We start from the raw sequence: 15,008 nt of genomic DNA on the forward strand, positions 1-15,008 counted from the left end.
GCAGGAGGGTTGCGAAGTAGGGTGCTATACGGCCAACGGGCTGAGGCACGGGTGAGTGGAAGCGGGAATGCGCTTTGCGTGCCGCCACGGCGGCAGGAGCGGTTAGCTTTTGCGGTGTTTAGCGAGATGCGAACGGCACTTGGTCGAAGCCGTGTACGTTACTCATGTGCGCCCGCACGCACCTCGACTCATCCACAAAAAACTCCGGGAAGGCCTGCACGAACTCCTCCATCGCCACCCGCGCTTCCAAACGCGCGAGCGAGGCGCCTAAGCAAAAGTGCACGCCGTAGCCAAAGCTCAAGTGGAGCGGGATCTGCCGGTCGATATCGAAGGTATCGGGGTCAGAGAATGCGCGCGGATCGCGCGTGGCGGCTCCGTTGACTAAGAGAATGCGTGCGCCGGCCGGAACGGTTTCGCCGTACCACTCCGCATCCTTAGTGACGGTTCGGGCTTGGTATTGGGAGGGCGGCCAGTAGCGCAGTACTTCTTCCATCGCTTGCGGAATCCGTAAAGGATCCTGCACGAGTTTGCGCCATTGGTCCGGGTGCCGGTGGAACAACACGATGGCGTTACCCAACAATCTGGTCACCGTTTCGTTGCCTGCGGCCCCGAGAAGGGCGCAGAAGCCGGCAATCTCGCCATCGCTCAATTTGGTGCGTGTGCCATTGTCGTGCTCGATTTCTGCAGAAAACAGCGCGCAAATCAGGCCGTCGTTCGGTTGTCGGCGCAACCGCTCGAGGAGCTGGAACCAGTAGCGCACCAAGTTCATGCTGGCTTCGATTGCCCGTGAGGGGATTTCTGGGCTGTCCGGGTCGCGCTCGAGAGCGCGATCCATCCACTCGCGCAACTGGACACGGTCCTCGACGGGGACTCCGAGCAACGTGAAAATCACTTCGCGCGGAAGCGGTGCAGCGAAGTCCGCCACGAAGTCGCCGCCGCCATCCCTTCGAAGCCGAGCAATCAGCCCTTGGGCAAGCTCGCGAATGAAGGGTTCGAGCGCTGCGATCCGGCGTGGCGTGAAGGCTGCACTGACGAGGCGCCGCAGCCGATCGTGCTGCGGGGGATCCATGAAGATCATCATCGGCGTGACTTCGAACAGCGTCGTGTCGATCCGCTCGAGAGTCACCCCTTCGCGTGAACTATAGGCGCGCCAATCTTGCAGGGCACTCCAAACGTCGTGAAAACGAGTGAGTGCGTAAAACTCGAGTTTAGGATTGTAGTACAGCGGCGCGTGCTCTCGTAACCACGCGTACACGGGGTACGGGTCTTCGTGGAACTCATACGAGAAGGGATTGAGTTCCATGCTGGCCCGGTCCTCTATCAGGGTTGCACCGGGAAAAAAAGAGCCTTCGTTTGCTGCTTGCGCGGAGCTTATCCCTTGCCGCTGACCAGCTACCTGGTCGCCGTGGTCAGCATCTTTGTTCTGGAGCAAACTCATTGGCAATGCAGCCGGCGGCAAGCCCTACGTCCATCGGAACAACTGATGGGATCATTGATTTGTTTGCGGGGGCACACTCAGTTCGAAGTTGGAGGAGGTCAGCCATGTCCGATAGCAGCGCGGCAAGCGAAGGTTCGGTTCGTCTTTTCTTTGCGCGTTGGCGAGCGCAAATGTCGGCAACCGTGAGGAGCAAACGGGCACTGGTGCACTGCCTGGGTGTCGCATCGGTCCTCGCTGTCACCTGGCTCCCCAGCCTCGCGCTTCCCGTGGTCACGGTACAAGTGGGCAGAGCGTCCGGGTATCCCGCATGGACCGTGGACTTACCAACTTCCGTTTAATTGTGCGGCGGGGGACAGCGGTTACGTATGAAGTTAGACCTTCTTCCCTCGTCGTGTTAGGCGCTGTGTCTTTGAAACCCTCTCGAGGGCTGGGGGAAACAAAGAAGGAGTCGGTACTGAACCCACTCGTCAGGACCGGGGGCAATCAGCGGACGACTCGCCGTAGCCAGTGGCGACGCCGCGTTAGGTCCCGCTTGGCGGCATGGATGGCGTGGGCATTGACAGTTTTGAGCGTTCACCCGGCCCAAAGTTTGGCTGGCGAGGCGTGCGGTTATGTGGCCGTTCGCGGGACGATCACGGCGACCGATCTCCCCCAGGGCCGTTTCCGCTACCGGATGCCCGTCGTGGATGGTTGATTGAGAGCATAGCGGTTGCTGGAGACAGCAACCTCCTCTTTGCTGCCATCGGACCCTGCGTGGTGTTGGCGGCAGCGTTGGGAAGAGCCGGGGAGACAACGGACTCGAGCCTCGACCAAGTTGCCCCAGTGGTCCATACTCGGCGGGGAAAAGTCGTGGATTCGTTGCGGTCGGACTTTCGGGTGTGGGCGTATTCCCCGGCCAGAAATCTGCTTGCGCTCGAACCCGAGTTCGGTGTGAGTCTGTACGACCTAGCTTCGGGTAGGTTCGTTCCGGGAGTCTACCTCGAGGGAACGCCAACCATGTTATCGTTCTCGGAGGGTGGCAACGTTCTTTACGTGGTGCACTGGCGTTTTGTTCGTATTGACGACTTCCTGACCGTGAAGTCGAAGTTGAGCGCAGTTGACGTTGCATTGCGCGCGGTAACGGCTTCACTGGAGCTGCCTGGGCCTGGCTTCGCATGGTCCTTCGCAAAACCAGTTCGCAGCCAACGTGCGCTCCTTCACTTCCGTTTTTCGCGTCGGAATCGAACTTCTTCGTTTCGGTCTCACCGACTTCAGGGTAGTAGACGAGTTGCGCTTGCCACCTTCCGGCGTGGCTTCGCGCCCGTTGGCCTCCGCCCCAAACGGCGCGACGTTGTACTTCCCCATGGTTGCCGACGGTGAGTGCCGCGTAGCCGCCCTGGCAGTGGGCGAAGATCGGATCGTAGCGACGGCCCCCTGCATCGGTCTGATGGGCACGATCGCGGTCGAGCCTGAAGGCACGTGGGTGGTCGCCGCTAGCTATGCCGACCAATTGGGAACTCACTTGTTAACGGTGTGGGATGCTGAACTGACCACACAAATTGCATTGCGCCAGGTGCGAGGCGGGCTGTTCGTGCTTGTTCCAGGAGCGTGCCTGGATGTGGACCCATGCCCTGCCGATTGTAATGGCGACGGGGTCGTCTCCGTGAATGAAGTTGTTCGTGCGGTCAGAAGTGCTCTAGCCGGCACCGAGCCGCTCGACTGCTTCGCTGCCGATAGCACCGGCGACGACCGCGTCACCGTAGACGAGCGGGTGGCGGCAGTCGAGGACCTGCTGCAGGGATGCAACTAGGGCGGGCGCCCCCCCGCCGCACGACTGGCCACGGCAATCGGGGCGAGAGCGCGCGAGTGGTGTTTGCGAACGCCCAGGTTAGCGGAGGATTTCGCGGGCAATCGTTAGTATTTGCATTTCCGTCGTGCCACCGCCGAGCTCGATGAGCTTGGCGTCGCGTGCCAGCCGCTCCACAGTGTAGTCCTCGATGTACCCGTAGCCCCCAAGGATGTGGATTGCCTCGAAGGCAACGAAGGTCCCGACTTCAGCGCAGTACAGCTTGCCGGCGCAAATTTCCGCCAGCGACTCCGCCAGCGGTCGATCACTGTAGTAGTCCGCGTAGACGAAGCGGCGCGCATTGCTCAGGGCAACGTACATGCGGGCCAAACGCTGTTGCACGAGCTGAAAGTTGGCGATCGGCTGCCCGAACTGGTGGCGCTGTTTGGCATAGTCGCGAGCGATCTCGAAACAGCGCTCAGCAATACCGTAGGAGAGCGCTGCGAGCCCGAGCCGTTCTTGGGCAAGGCTGGACTTCACATGATCGCGCTGGCGCACTCCCCCGCCGAGCAGATGGGTTGCAGGAATCCTAACCTCGTCGAGGAACACCTCGCCGGTCGGCGATCCGTGCATCCCCATTTTTCGCATGGGCGCTCCGGTGGCTAGCCCGGGAGTACCCCGTTCCACGATGAAGGGCTGGATCGAGCCGTCCAGTGGTCCGCCTTGTACGCGGGCGTAGACCAAGAACAAGTCGGCGTAGGGGGCGTTGGTGATGAATGTCTTGCTGCCGGTGAGCACGTACGTGTCGCCATCGAAGCGAGCACGGGTGCGCATGCCGCCGAGGGCGTCACTCCCGGCCTGGGGTTCGGTCAGGCACCAGCAGCCGATCCGCTCACAGCGCAACACCGGTAAAGCAAATCGCTCTACTTGCTCCGGAGTTCCGCGTGCGGCCACATTTGCTCCAAAAAGGCCCACACTCGCGCCATAGCTCAGAGCAAATGAGGGGCTCACGCGGGCCATTTCTACCGAAAAGGTGATGCGCGCGAATTTGAGCACTCGCTCATCGAGCCCGAAATCATTGAGAGGACTGTGCTCCGTGGCGGTCGACTCCGCTCGCCGAGACAGGAAGGCATCCAGCCCGAGCTCGCGGTGCATCCTTCGCATGAACGGATAGGGCAACTCCTCCCCACGCTCCATCGGGGGTACGAGCGGTTCGAGATGTTGTAGAAAGTAGTCGCGGAAAGTATCGCGAATCATCCTTTCCGTGGTGCCAATGTTCCAGTCCATACGGTGCCCTCCGTGCACAATGCTCCGCGACAGTACCGGCGGAAAGGTTTGCGGCAAGAGGGGCGAGGGCAACGCTACCCGATTAGGAGTTCCCTTGCGCTGCCAGGACGCGCGGAATCACTTCAGCCGTGAACTGCCGAATCGTTTCGGATTCGAACGGAGGGAGGAAACTCACGATTACTTCGTTACAGCCGGCGCGCACAAACGGTAGGATTTGTTCGGCAATGTCCGCGGGGGAGCCCGCTAGAAGGTGGCGTGCCGTTCCGGCGTCCACCTGCGGCAGCATGCGCGCCCCGGTTCTTATCGCGGGACCCACGAGAGGCATGTTCGAGATGGTCACCAAGGCGAACATTTTCGAGAAACGCGTGGGGCAGTTGTGTCGTCCGATCCGTTGACATTCCTGACGGATGAGCTCCACGCGCTCGGCAAAACCTTGTGCATCGGTTTGCACAGGTGCGTTCCAGCCATCGGCGTAGCGAGCCACGAGCGGTACGATCCATTTTTTCCCTTGCCCGCCAACGATGATGGGGACGCGAGGAGACTGCACGCCGCGCGGAGCAAACGGTGCACGGTAGAGGGCGTAGTACTTTCCGCGAAAGGTGGGATGCTCTTCGCCCCAAAGCAGGTTGAGAACCTTGAGTGCCTCTTCCAAGCGCTCCGCTCGTTCCCGGTCGGAACCGAAGTGAAAACCGTACGCAAAGTGCTCCTGGCGGTACCAGCCGGCGCCGATGCCGAGGTCCAGACGGCCACGAGAAATTTCGTCGACCGTGGCGGCCATTTTCGCCAGCAAAGCAGGGTTGCGGTAGGTGTTGCCGGTAACCAGTACGCCGATGCGCACGCGCTCGGTCTGGGCAGCGAGTGCCGCCAGCAGCGTCCAGGCTTCGTACTGGTTGCGATCCGTGTCGCCGAATACCGGCATGAAGTGATCATTGAGCCACAAACTGTGCCACCCGAGTCGTTCCGCTTCACGCCAGGCACGCAAAATGTCCTCGTAGCGAGCACCATCCGTGGGCGTCATCAAACCGAAGCGGACCGATGGTTCGGGCTTTGGCACGGCCGGCGGTGCAGGTTTCCGGTCTGCGCAGCTCAGCACAGCAAGGGTACCGATTACGAGCAGCGCAACCCGTGTGCCCCGGAGACTTCCCTCGAGCATGCCACGCCCTCCTTTACCATTGCGATTGGCGTCGGGTGACATGCAACCGGACTGGGTCCGGCGCGTCAAGCGCTTCGTCTTGGAAGTCCACGCGCCCCCGAGGCAACGTCCGTCCCCACTACGACTGTGACTTTTGCGGTCGCGCAGCGCGGGCCTTTTGTTGCGCCCGTAAGCGGCGGCGAACCGAAGGGGCGAGGACCACACGATGCTGCCGGCCGACGACGCGGTGCTGGTTCGCCAGGCGTGCCAACCCCGTGGAACCAAAGCGCTCGCCTTTGAGCTGCAAGCGGCGAAGGCGGGCGCGAACGACATCGGCCTCGAGGCCGAGGACCGCGCAAATGTTTTCAAAGGAGAAGATCCACGAGCGATCGGTGAGGGCCATCCACTTTTCAGCCTCTCGCACGAGCCTTTGCGCGCGACGGTTGCGGGTGCCCGCGTGCTTAAGCACCGTGTACACCGCGTCCTCGAGGATTGCCAACATCAGCCGCTGCTCCGGCGATAAGATTCGCTCGGAGATGGGAGCGAAGTACTGCGACGGCAACAGGATCTCTTGCGTGATGAAACCTGCGGAAAGCCGTTCCGAAGCAGCGCGAGCTTCCGAACCCTCACGGACCCCATCCTCTTCCCAGCCCTGCACAGAGTTCAGCACTATGTTCGTCATGCGAAGAGCAAAGACGCAAAAACCGAAGATTTTATTTCGGTGCCAGTGCCCAGGGGGCCCGAGAAAAGAAAAGCGGCAGAGGGGGGGCTGCCCTCTGCCGCTTTTTGTCCGGCTTCTCAGGTGGGGATTATTGGAAGTTCAAGAAAATGGTGATCACCTGGCCCAGACGCGACAACTCTACGCCCACTGGCTGCAGACCGAGGAGCGACGGTAGCGGCAGGGAGCCGAGACCACCGGCGAGGGAAGGCAGGAACTGTTGCACCAATTGTGGAATGATCGATTGCAGGTCGTTCTCGCTCACGCCGATGGCATTCTGCAGCACGACCGTAGTCACGTCGCTCGGGTTGATGTTGCTGATGACGAAGCTGATCGAGTTGGTGGCGGCAACGTAGCTCAGTTGCAAGCCGGCTCGAGCGTCGACCGCGCCGCGCAGGTAGAGAGTGGAGAGGTCGCGCGACCAAATCGAGATCAGCAGGTGCGCAAGCTTGAGCTCCGCCAGGTCGCCCGGATTTGGCCCGAGGTTGCCGGTGAGCACCGGCGCAATGGTCGGCTCAATCCGGATGGTCAGTTGTGTGCCGGACGGCAAGTTGGCGAACTCCGGCAGGAAGAGGGCGAGTAAGTCGGAGGTGATATCCACTGCACCCGACCCGAGGTCGATTTGGGAAATGTCGATATTAAGGATCCCTTCCTCGGTGAGCGCCTTGAGCAACTGGTTCATTGCCGAGGTGCCGAGGCTGATGGCCATGTGGTAGGGCAGGTTTTGCACCGGGGTGGTCGTGCCATACGACGGGAAGGCCTCGGGCACGTGCAGCGATGCGGTGAAGTCTGGCGTGTACGCCGGCTTATCGGTGGACATGATGCGGGCATTGACCCCGAAGGTTACTCCTTGAGTGTCTGGCGCCACGAAGTTGAAGGGCGCATCGAGCTGTACGCCGAGGGCTCCGCCGATAGCGCCAGCAATGGATAACTGCGAAAGTGCTGTTTCCATCGCATCTGCGATAACGGAGTCTTGCGGACCAGCACCGTCAGGATCGCGCAAGTAGTTCACCAACTGGTCGCGTGCCGTTTGCTCGAGGTCGACGAACAACGGAGCTAGGAAGTTAACGACATCGCATAGGAACCCACCTTCAATGGTGCCGTTGAAGTTGGAGAACGTGATCGACACGTCACCCTGTTGGTTGACGTCGAGGAAGCTCGGGTCGGGGCTCCCGGGCGCAAGCGTGTAGTTCCCGCGAATCAGCGCCGAGCTCGCAGTTGCTCGCACGGCACAGTCTGGGACCACACCGAAATTGTCCAGCCACAGCCGGATGCGGATGTTGAACAAGGTGAGATCAAGCTGCACGTACCCGCTTTGCGAATCGATGTTGATCGTAAAGCCCGAGATCGACGGTCTGTCACCAGGCGCGCAACCGTTCCCCGGCGGGTTACAAACGTAAACCTTGTCGATTCCTCCTAAGCAACCGAGGAAGCCGCCGTCGACGACGCAGATGTTATCATCCGTCAGCAACATTCCCGGTGGCAACAAGGTGGCCAGGTCGAGTGGAATCATGCTTTGGATGACCGGCTCGAGTTTGTCGAAACCGGAATCGTTAATGCGCAGGCCGAGTGCGTTGATGGAGAACGCGCCGTCGGCCACCGATTGCCCGCGAATGATTACACGACGAGCCACCACGCGGAAACCAGTGGCTGGCACCGTGAGTTCAGCGAGCACGGGATTGAAGATGGCACCAGCACTGAGTGGCAGGTTGTAACTAAACGTCGTGCACGGTCCCGTGCAAACCGTATTCCCGTTAATCTTCACGACTTGCCCAGCGACCGGATTCACAACATGGCCTGTAACCGTCGAGGAGCTCGCAGTGGTGAAGACGCCGTGCGCAGGTGAATCGAGGTAAATTTCGGGTGGTGGCGTTGGCGTGAACGTAGCGGTGGGTGTCCGTGTATTGGTCGGTGTCGGGGTCACCGTCGGTGTGTTGGTTACTGTCGGAGTGTTGGTCGGCGTCGGTGTGTTCGTCGGCGTGTGGGTACGGGTGGGCGTCCAGGTCCATGTCGGCGATGCCGTCCTCGTGGGCGTGTGCGTTACCGTCGGTGTATAAGTAGGCGTAGCGGTTCGGGTTGGTGTAAAGGTCTTGGTGATGGTCGGTGTACGCGTGGGCGTCTCTGTCACCGTTGGTGTAGGCGTTTCCGTGGGCGCACCTGTCTCAGTCGGGGTAGGGGTTCCCGTTGCGGTACGTGTGGGTGTCGGTGTCGGAGGTTCAATTTGGCAGCCCTGATCGCACCGGTCGCCGTTTGCTCGGTTCCCGTCGTCACAAGTTTCGTGATCCGACTCCACGATGCCGTTCCCGCAAGTGCTCGGTAGGCATTGGATCTTCAGGGCGTCCGGATCGAGGATCGAATTTGTGGTACGGGCAATCACCCGCAGCGTACGCGTACCGGGGCGGATTTTCCCGCTGACTGTAACCTTGAGCGGAACCACCACAGCAACAGGCGCGCCACATAAATTGGGAGAGGTATTCGACGCGCCGGACGTCGTGGGGGTGTTCTTCCGCATTACCGTCAGGCCGAAGCCAGAACTGGCTGCGGTCTCCAGCGCAGCTAGGTTCGCGAGGTCAGTCGGGTCGAGGCTCGTGGGCTTGGGTTTTTTAACTTCGAACGAGGTCAGACCCGAGGGGATGCACTTCCCTGCAAATCGAGGGTCGGCGTTGTTGATGCACAGTTGGACAGGGATAGTGCAGCTATTGTTGTTGAGGTCGGGATCGATGTCGCATCGTGGGTCGCCCTCGTAACAAATATATTTGTTTTTGGGGAAACCAGTGCCGGTAAACTTCGGGGATTGGGGAATGAGCATCGTCGGAACGAGCCATTCTAAGTGGCAGTCGCTGCTCTTCGAACCACCGCCCGGAATGCATTTGTTCGCAAACGGTCCTTGCGTGCAGCTTTGCGCACTCGCTCGGCCGGCCATGCCGAGGCCAACACAAGCAGCCAAAGCAAACGCGGTAGCGATGAGCGACCCGCAGAGCTTCTTCGTCTCTCCCATAAATGCGACCCCCGGAGTTGAGTTTTTGAACCGGGAAAACCTTCGCCTTCTCTCCCTCGCGGCGAAACGTTTACGACAGTTTGGTAACGGATGTCAAGAAATAAGTTGTCTAGTTCGGGTAGGGCCGCAGCCGGGTCTGCACACGCGTTGATTGGCTCTCCGGGTTGGCTAGGGTTGCGCGGCGCGTCCGGCGAGAACGGAGCGCGAGGGAAGAGGCTAGCGAGAACGCGATGGATTCCGGGAATTTGTCTCGACGCTCTTCGAGCAGCGGGTGTTCCGGTCGTCGCGGTATGTGGCTGGCAGTTACCGTGCGGGCAACGGTCAAGCGATGATGCAGGCAGGAAGCGAACAATCCGGAGTTGCGTTGGACCGCAGCCCGACCATGGCGACAAATGAGGCAGCACGGCAGTCGCCGGTACTAGGGTTGGCTCTGGCCGCCCTCGGGGTGGTGTTCGGCGACATTGGGACCTCGCCCTTATATGCCGTTCGCGAGTGCTTCGTCGGTCCACACGCCGTCGCCATCACGCAACAGAATGTCTTGGGGGTGCTGTCCCTCGTGTTCTGGTCGCTCACGGTGGTGATTTCGATCAAGTATCTGATTTTTGTCATGCGGGCCGACAACGAAGGAGAGGGTGGGATCCTCGCTCTGCTCGCGCTCGTGATTCCCAAAGAGGGCACGGCTTCGCTGCCGCGTTCGTTGCTGGTGTTCTGCGGCTTGTTTGGCGCCGCGTTACTTTACGGTGACGGCATCATTACGCCGGCAATTTCGGTACTCTCGGCAGTCGAAGGGCTCAACGTTGCCACGCACGCGTTCGAGCCGTACGTGGTTCCCATTGCTGCGGGGATCCTTTTGGCGCTGTTTGCGGTGCAGCGCCACGGTACAGCGGGCCTCGGCGCGGTGTTCGGACCAACCATGTTGATTTGGTTTGTCGTCATCGGCGTTCTCGGCCTGCGGGCAATTCTCTTGCAGCCGCACGCCGATGTGTGGATTTGGCACGCGCTGAATCCCTGGCATGCAATCGAGTTTTTCGCCCGCAACGGAGTTCATGGATTTCTCGTGCTTGGCTCGGTGGTTTTATGCATCACCGGAGGGGAGGCTCTCTATGCCGACATGGGCCACTTTGGTCGGCGGCCGATTCGTTTGGGATGGTACGTACTCGTGTTTCCAGCGCTGTTGCTCAACTACTTTGGCCAGGGAGCCCTGTTGCTTGCAAAAGGCAGCGCGGTCAGCCACCCGTTTTTCGAACTGGCACCTCCGTGGCTGTTGTATCCTCTGGTTGGCTTGGCCACGGCAGCCACGATTATTGCCTCGCAAGCGCTCATCTCGGGGGCGTTTTCGTTAACGCACCAAGCTTCGCAGCTGGGTTACCTACCCCGCTTCAACATTATTCACACTTCGGAGGAGCAAGCGGGACAGATCTACATTCCGCAAGTCAACGTTGCCTTGGGTGCACTTTGTCTGTTGCTCGTTTTGGGCTTTCAGTCGTCAAGCGCACTCGCAGGGGCGTACGGCCTGGCAGTGACCGGAACGATGACTGCCACCACCCTGTTGTTTTACGCGGTGACGCGCGAGCTTTGGTCCTGGAGGTTGGCTTCCGCGCTCGCAGCGGCAGCCTTGTTCCTGTTGTTCGATCTTTCGTTCTTACTGGCGAACTTGGCCAAGCTACCACACGGAGGTTGGTTCGCTCTGGCTGTGGGTGTGGTGGTATTCACCGTGCTGACCACTTGGAAGCGCGGCAGGGCCGAAGTCGCCGCTCTGCTCGAGCGCGCAAGCTTGAGTGAAGAGGCATTTTTGGCCGACGTGCAAAATCAGCGGCTGGTTCGTGTTGACGGTACCGCGGTAGTGATGACCTCTACCCCCCGAGGGATTCCGGCAGTTTTGCTGCACTATGTGAAACACACGAGGACCCTGCACAAGCGCGTGGTGTTGCTCTCGATCTTGACGGAAAAACGGCCGGAGGTGCCGGACAAGGAAAAAGTCGAGGTTAAGGAACTTGGCCAGGGATTCTACCGGATCATTGCTCACTTCGGGTTTATGGAGATGCCCCGGATCCGACATGTGCTCCGCCTTTGTCAGGCCAAAGGGTTGGCCTTCGACTTGATGACGACGACGTTTTTCTTAGGCCGCGAAACCTTACTCCCTACAGGACGCGCCCGTATGGCTAAGTGGCGTAAGCGCCTTTACATCTTGTTGGCCCGCAATGCTCCTTCTGCGGCGGCCTTTTTCGAGATTCCAGTCAATCGCGTCGTGGAACTCGGGGCGCAACTGGAGTTGTAGAGGATTCACCTCCAGTTGGAGAGGATTCAGCGCCCCTCCTTGGAGGGAAACAGGCAAGGCCCGGCGCGAGCCTGATCGAGTTGCGAAGGCGCGCTAACGATAAGCCACGGCCTGCACTGCTGGAGCAATCGTTTGTCTCAGCCTGTAGGTCCCAAACCGCAGCTCACTGAGGGTCAACGCTGGGTGGCACTGGCGGCTCTGGGTGGGTTTGACAGGTTCCACTTGACCATCGTCCAGACATCGCGGGGATTCTCTCCGAGTTTTCGGATCACGGACGGTTCGAACCCCGAGTGCATGAGGCAGTTTTGGCAGCGCGGGTCTTGCCGCGATTCCCAGTAATCCCAGTCAACGCCGCTCCAAAACTCTTTCCAGGTCGGGTAGTAACGCCCGGCAATCAGATAGCAGGGGCCTTTCCAACCTTTCGGCGTTCGCGTTGGGTTGCCCCATGGCGTGCAGGGATAGTCTCGTCGGCCAGCGGCAAACTGCAAGAATAGCGGTGTCGAAGACACCGGGTATTTTTCCGCCAGCGCGAGTACCCGGCGGAATTTTTCGTGGATCTCATCCTTGTAAAGGAAGTGATCGCCGCTGAGCGCGTCGTAGTGGTAGCCCGGCGAAAGCAAAATTCCATCCACACCAAGCTCGGTGAGCAAGGCGCACATGGCCTCGATTTCGTCCATGTCGGTTTCCCGGTAGATTGTGGTGTTTGTACACACCGAATAGCCGCGGCGCTTTCCCTCCTTGATCATGGCGATAGCTTTGTCGAACACACCGTTACGGTTGACGACAAAGTCATGGGTGTCGCGCAGCCCGTCGAGATGGACATTGATCGAGAGTCGTTTGTGCGGTTGCGAGCGCTGATAAAAGCGGTCGAGCAAAATGCCGTTGGTACAGAGGTAAATGTGTCGCTTGCGTGCGATGATCCCTTGTACGAGCTCCGGGAGCTCGGGGTAAATAGTTGGTTCGCCGCCGCAAATGGACACCACCGGTGCGCCACATTCGTCCACCGCGCGCAGGCATTCGTCTAAGGGTAAACGGTCCTTCAGGTCACCGTTGTAGCGCTCGGGCGAGCACCCGATGCAAGCTAAGTTGCATGTGTGTAAGGGTTCCAGCATCAGTACAAAAGGATAGCGCTTGTTGCCGCGCCACCAGTTCTTCAACTGCCATTTGATCATGTCGGTGGCAATGTGCAGCGGAAAACGCATTCTAGGAACCTCCTCCTTTAGTTCTGTGGTGCCGAGAGCGGCAGCCAGTCTTTTGTGGACAGCCAGTGCGCAAACAAGCGAGCGAGGGCGTGCTCTGCGCACTGTTTCCAAGCGTAAAGCTCTTGGAGCCCCCGTAAGCCCAGCATCCCGTTGCTCAAGACATGGCTGAGCAGCCTCGCTGGGCGAACTCTGCCAGTTTGCGGATCGACAAGGCCGTCTGTCGAGGGAAGAGGATCGGACAAGGGATCGAGAACGGAGCGAACGATGACAAACGGAAGGCCATGTTGCATGGCTGCTTGGGCTACGGCGGCACTTTCCATGTCGACGGCGATGGCGTCGAAGCGCAAAGCCGAATGCTGCTTGTCTGCGACGGAGGCCAAGGCTTCGTTGACACAAAGCTGTCGGCCTGTGGCGACCTTGAGGCCGCATTGTTGACTCGCTTCCACGAGAGCCGCGACGAGCGGAGGTGGCACGGAGAAGCTTGCCCCACTCAAGGCGGAAACGATCTCGTTGGCAACAACCACATGGCCCGGGCTCAGTACGGCCATGAGCCCGCCGGCACATCCGGTGCTGACCAGCAGGTCGCATGCGAAGGTCTGCAAAAGCCATGGGAGTGCTTTTGCGGTCCGCTCCATTCCGATGCCCGTGCGAACGACGATAACTTCGCCCACCGTGGCCCGGCCGCACCACCAGGTACAATGCTCCTCTCGACCTTTGCGAATCTTCCGCAACGCTGGAAGCACGCACTTACATTCCCAAGGTAATGCGGCCAGTACTGCGATCCGATGCATTGGCTTCCCGATCCTACGCCCTTCCGACAGCCTGAACAACAGCTTCAGCCGCCGCAAAGCCGCTGGCGACCGCACTCTCGATGGTTGCCGGTAAACGCGTTGCCACCCAATCACCCGCCAAGAAGACGTTGGGCAAATGGGTTGCAATGGTCGGGCGACAGCGCTCAAACTCCGGAGTCAGCGAGGGGGTGGCGCGTCGTTCCCGAATGACCGCGGCGTGCCGGAGCCTTAGCGCCCGCAAATGGGGAAAGGCCCGCGCAAGCTCATCCTTGATGGTATCGACCAGTGTGCCGTCGCTGAATTCCACTTCCTCGTAGGCTGCGCTGATGACGACGCTCAAAATGTGCGGCAGGCGCACTGCCGCGTTTGCTGTTTGTTGCCACAAGCTTTCTCGATCGAACACCCACTGGGCACGGGTGCCGAGAAGGCCCACAAACGATGGCAGGCGGGGCGGGCCATCGAACCAAAGATGCAAGGAAACAATTGGCGTGTAGGCTCCGCAAGGCACGTCGATCCCGTGGGGAGCGAGCAGTTTGTGCGCCCCCTCCGGAGGCAGAGCGCACACCACTGCCGACGCCGGCAAGAGTGCACCATTGCGCAGCCGAACGGCCAGGGCTCTACCACGCTCGCAAACTAGCTCTTCCACCACTGCGCCAGTGCGCACCTCGCCGCCTCGGCGCTGGATAAACTTTAGTGCATCGTGCACGTATAGAACGCTAAGCGGCACGCGGGGGAAAACAAATTGGGAATCGCGGCGGGAAGCAAAAAAGGCTCGCACCACGACTTCGGCAAACGGCGCCGCGGCGGCACGCGAGGGCCGCTCGTTCATGGTGGCGACGGCCACTGGGTGCCAGAGGCGCTCGCGTGTGCGCCGCGTTTGCCCGCAAAACTGCAACAGATCCTCGACTGTCAGGTCCTGGAGGAACCGTGGATTTTGTTTGCAGATCGTGAGAATCTTCAGGCCCCCGAGCAGGGCTTGCAGCCTTTCACGGGGCGGTAACAGGGCGAAGCGGGCGATGGCGAAAGCAGCGTGAAGAGGGGCGGGCAGCTCGGCCGCTTCGAGCGTCGCATGCTGCCTGGAGGGGACATGCACATAGGGTACACGTAAGCGCTCCTGGCGCGTCAGCTTTGGCTGTGCACCAATGCGTTGGAGGAAACTGAGTGTGTGATGGTATGCGCCCATCATGGCGTGTTGGCCGTTGTCGATCTCGTCACCGGTCACCGGTTCGCGGAACGACGCCGCTCGGCCCCCGAGGCGTCGTTTAGCTTCGAGCAGCAAGACCTGGTGTCCTCGGTCGCTCAGCTCAACTGCAGATGCAAGACCAGCGAGCCCGCCGCCGATAACGACTACGGGTGCCGAGCATGCGCTTGGGGTTGGTGAGAATCCGTTTGACGACAT

Annotated in this window: 11 protein-coding genes; 3 read left to right on the plus strand and 8 right to left on the minus strand. The window is 60.2% G+C overall.

Going from position 1 to position 15,008, the window contains the following annotated elements:
* Positions 1–118: 118 nt before the first annotated feature.
* On the minus strand, positions 119–1,303 hold the full coding sequence (locus tag N3C12_05895; GenBank protein MCX8071967.1) for a cytochrome P450: 1,185 nt from the start codon (positions 1,301–1,303) through the stop codon (positions 119–121).
* A gap of 679 nt (positions 1,304–1,982) precedes the next feature.
* Here N3C12_05895 and N3C12_05900 point away from each other — a divergent pair.
* Together N3C12_05900 and N3C12_05905 are read left to right on the plus strand one after the other, a co-directional pair.
* Positions 1,983–2,132, plus strand: coding sequence for a hypothetical protein (locus N3C12_05900; GenBank protein ID MCX8071968.1), 150 nt, complete (start codon positions 1,983–1,985; stop codon positions 2,130–2,132).
* A gap of 492 nt (positions 2,133–2,624) precedes the next feature.
* Positions 2,625–3,227 (plus strand): lactonase family protein, encoded by a 603-nt coding sequence (locus N3C12_05905; protein ID MCX8071969.1) that lies wholly within the window; start codon positions 2,625–2,627, stop codon positions 3,225–3,227.
* 78 nt (positions 3,228–3,305) lie between these two features.
* On the opposite strand, the gene N3C12_05910 is transcribed toward N3C12_05905, so the two are convergent.
* From N3C12_05910 to N3C12_05925, 4 genes are all read right to left on the minus strand, one after another.
* On the minus strand, positions 3,306–4,490 hold the full coding sequence (locus tag N3C12_05910) for an acyl-CoA dehydrogenase family protein (GenBank protein ID MCX8071970.1): 1,185 nt from the start codon (positions 4,488–4,490) through the stop codon (positions 3,306–3,308).
* A gap of 82 nt (positions 4,491–4,572) precedes the next feature.
* A complete protein-coding gene (locus N3C12_05915) occupies positions 4,573–5,643 on the minus strand; it encodes a TIGR03560 family F420-dependent LLM class oxidoreductase (protein MCX8071971.1) in 1,071 nt (356 codons plus the stop codon).
* Between the two features lie 118 nt (positions 5,644–5,761).
* Positions 5,762–6,304 (minus strand): hypothetical protein, encoded by a 543-nt coding sequence (locus N3C12_05920; GenBank protein MCX8071972.1) that lies wholly within the window; start codon positions 6,302–6,304, stop codon positions 5,762–5,764.
* A 127-nt stretch (positions 6,305–6,431) separates the two neighbouring features.
* Positions 6,432–9,338: a hypothetical protein gene (locus N3C12_05925; protein MCX8071973.1), complete on the minus strand. Its 2,907-nt coding sequence runs from the start codon at positions 9,336–9,338 to the stop codon at positions 6,432–6,434.
* Positions 9,339–9,702: 364 nt separating this feature from the next.
* Here N3C12_05925 and N3C12_05930 point away from each other — a divergent pair, with 364 nt between their 5' ends.
* Entirely contained in the window at positions 9,703–11,616 is a 1,914-nt protein-coding gene (locus tag N3C12_05930) for a potassium transporter Kup (GenBank protein MCX8071974.1), read from the plus strand.
* A 173-nt stretch (positions 11,617–11,789) separates the two neighbouring features.
* Here N3C12_05930 and hpnH read toward each other — a convergent pair whose 3' ends face one another.
* From hpnH to hpnE, 3 genes are read right to left on the minus strand one after another with little or no spacing between them, the layout of a single operon-like run.
* Positions 11,790–12,818: an adenosyl-hopene transferase HpnH gene (hpnH, locus tag N3C12_05935; protein ID MCX8071975.1), complete on the minus strand. Its 1,029-nt coding sequence runs from the start codon at positions 12,816–12,818 to the stop codon at positions 11,790–11,792.
* 17 nt (positions 12,819–12,835) lie between these two features.
* The gene (locus N3C12_05940) at positions 12,836–13,609 is read right to left on the minus strand and encodes a hypothetical protein (GenBank protein MCX8071976.1); all 774 of its coding nucleotides are present in this window, start codon (positions 13,607–13,609) and stop codon (positions 12,836–12,838) included.
* 13 nt (positions 13,610–13,622) lie between these two features.
* Positions 13,623–15,008 (minus strand): hydroxysqualene dehydroxylase HpnE, encoded by a 1,386-nt coding sequence (gene hpnE, locus N3C12_05945; protein ID MCX8071977.1) that lies wholly within the window; start codon positions 15,006–15,008, stop codon positions 13,623–13,625.

The sequence above is a fragment of the Candidatus Binatia bacterium genome, from assembly GCA_026415395.1.
In the GTDB taxonomy this organism is placed as follows: Bacteria; Desulfobacterota; Binatia; order HRBIN30; family HRBIN30; genus HRBIN30.

Coding starts and splice junctions, on each gene's coding strand:
- N3C12_05940 (MCX8071976.1), bottom strand. CDS start 13,609: ATGCATCGGATCGCAGTACTGGCCGCATTACCTTGGGAATGTAAGTGC.
- hpnE (MCX8071977.1), bottom strand. CDS start 15,008: ATGTCGTCAAACGGATTCTCACCAACCCCAAGCGCATGCTCGGCACCC.
- N3C12_05910 (MCX8071970.1), bottom strand. CDS start 4,490: ATGGACTGGAACATTGGCACCACGGAAAGGATGATTCGCGATACTTTC.
- N3C12_05895 (MCX8071967.1), bottom strand. CDS start 1,303: ATGGAACTCAATCCCTTCTCGTATGAGTTCCACGAAGACCCGTACCCC.
- N3C12_05900 (MCX8071968.1), top strand. CDS start 1,983: ATGGCGTGGGCATTGACAGTTTTGAGCGTTCACCCGGCCCAAAGTTTG.
- N3C12_05925 (MCX8071973.1), bottom strand. CDS start 9,338: ATGGGAGAGACGAAGAAGCTCTGCGGGTCGCTCATCGCTACCGCGTTT.
- N3C12_05915 (MCX8071971.1), bottom strand. CDS start 5,643: ATGCTCGAGGGAAGTCTCCGGGGCACACGGGTTGCGCTGCTCGTAATC.
- hpnH (MCX8071975.1), bottom strand. CDS start 12,818: ATGCGTTTTCCGCTGCACATTGCCACCGACATGATCAAATGGCAGTTG.
- N3C12_05920 (MCX8071972.1), bottom strand. CDS start 6,304: ATGACGAACATAGTGCTGAACTCTGTGCAGGGCTGGGAAGAGGATGGG.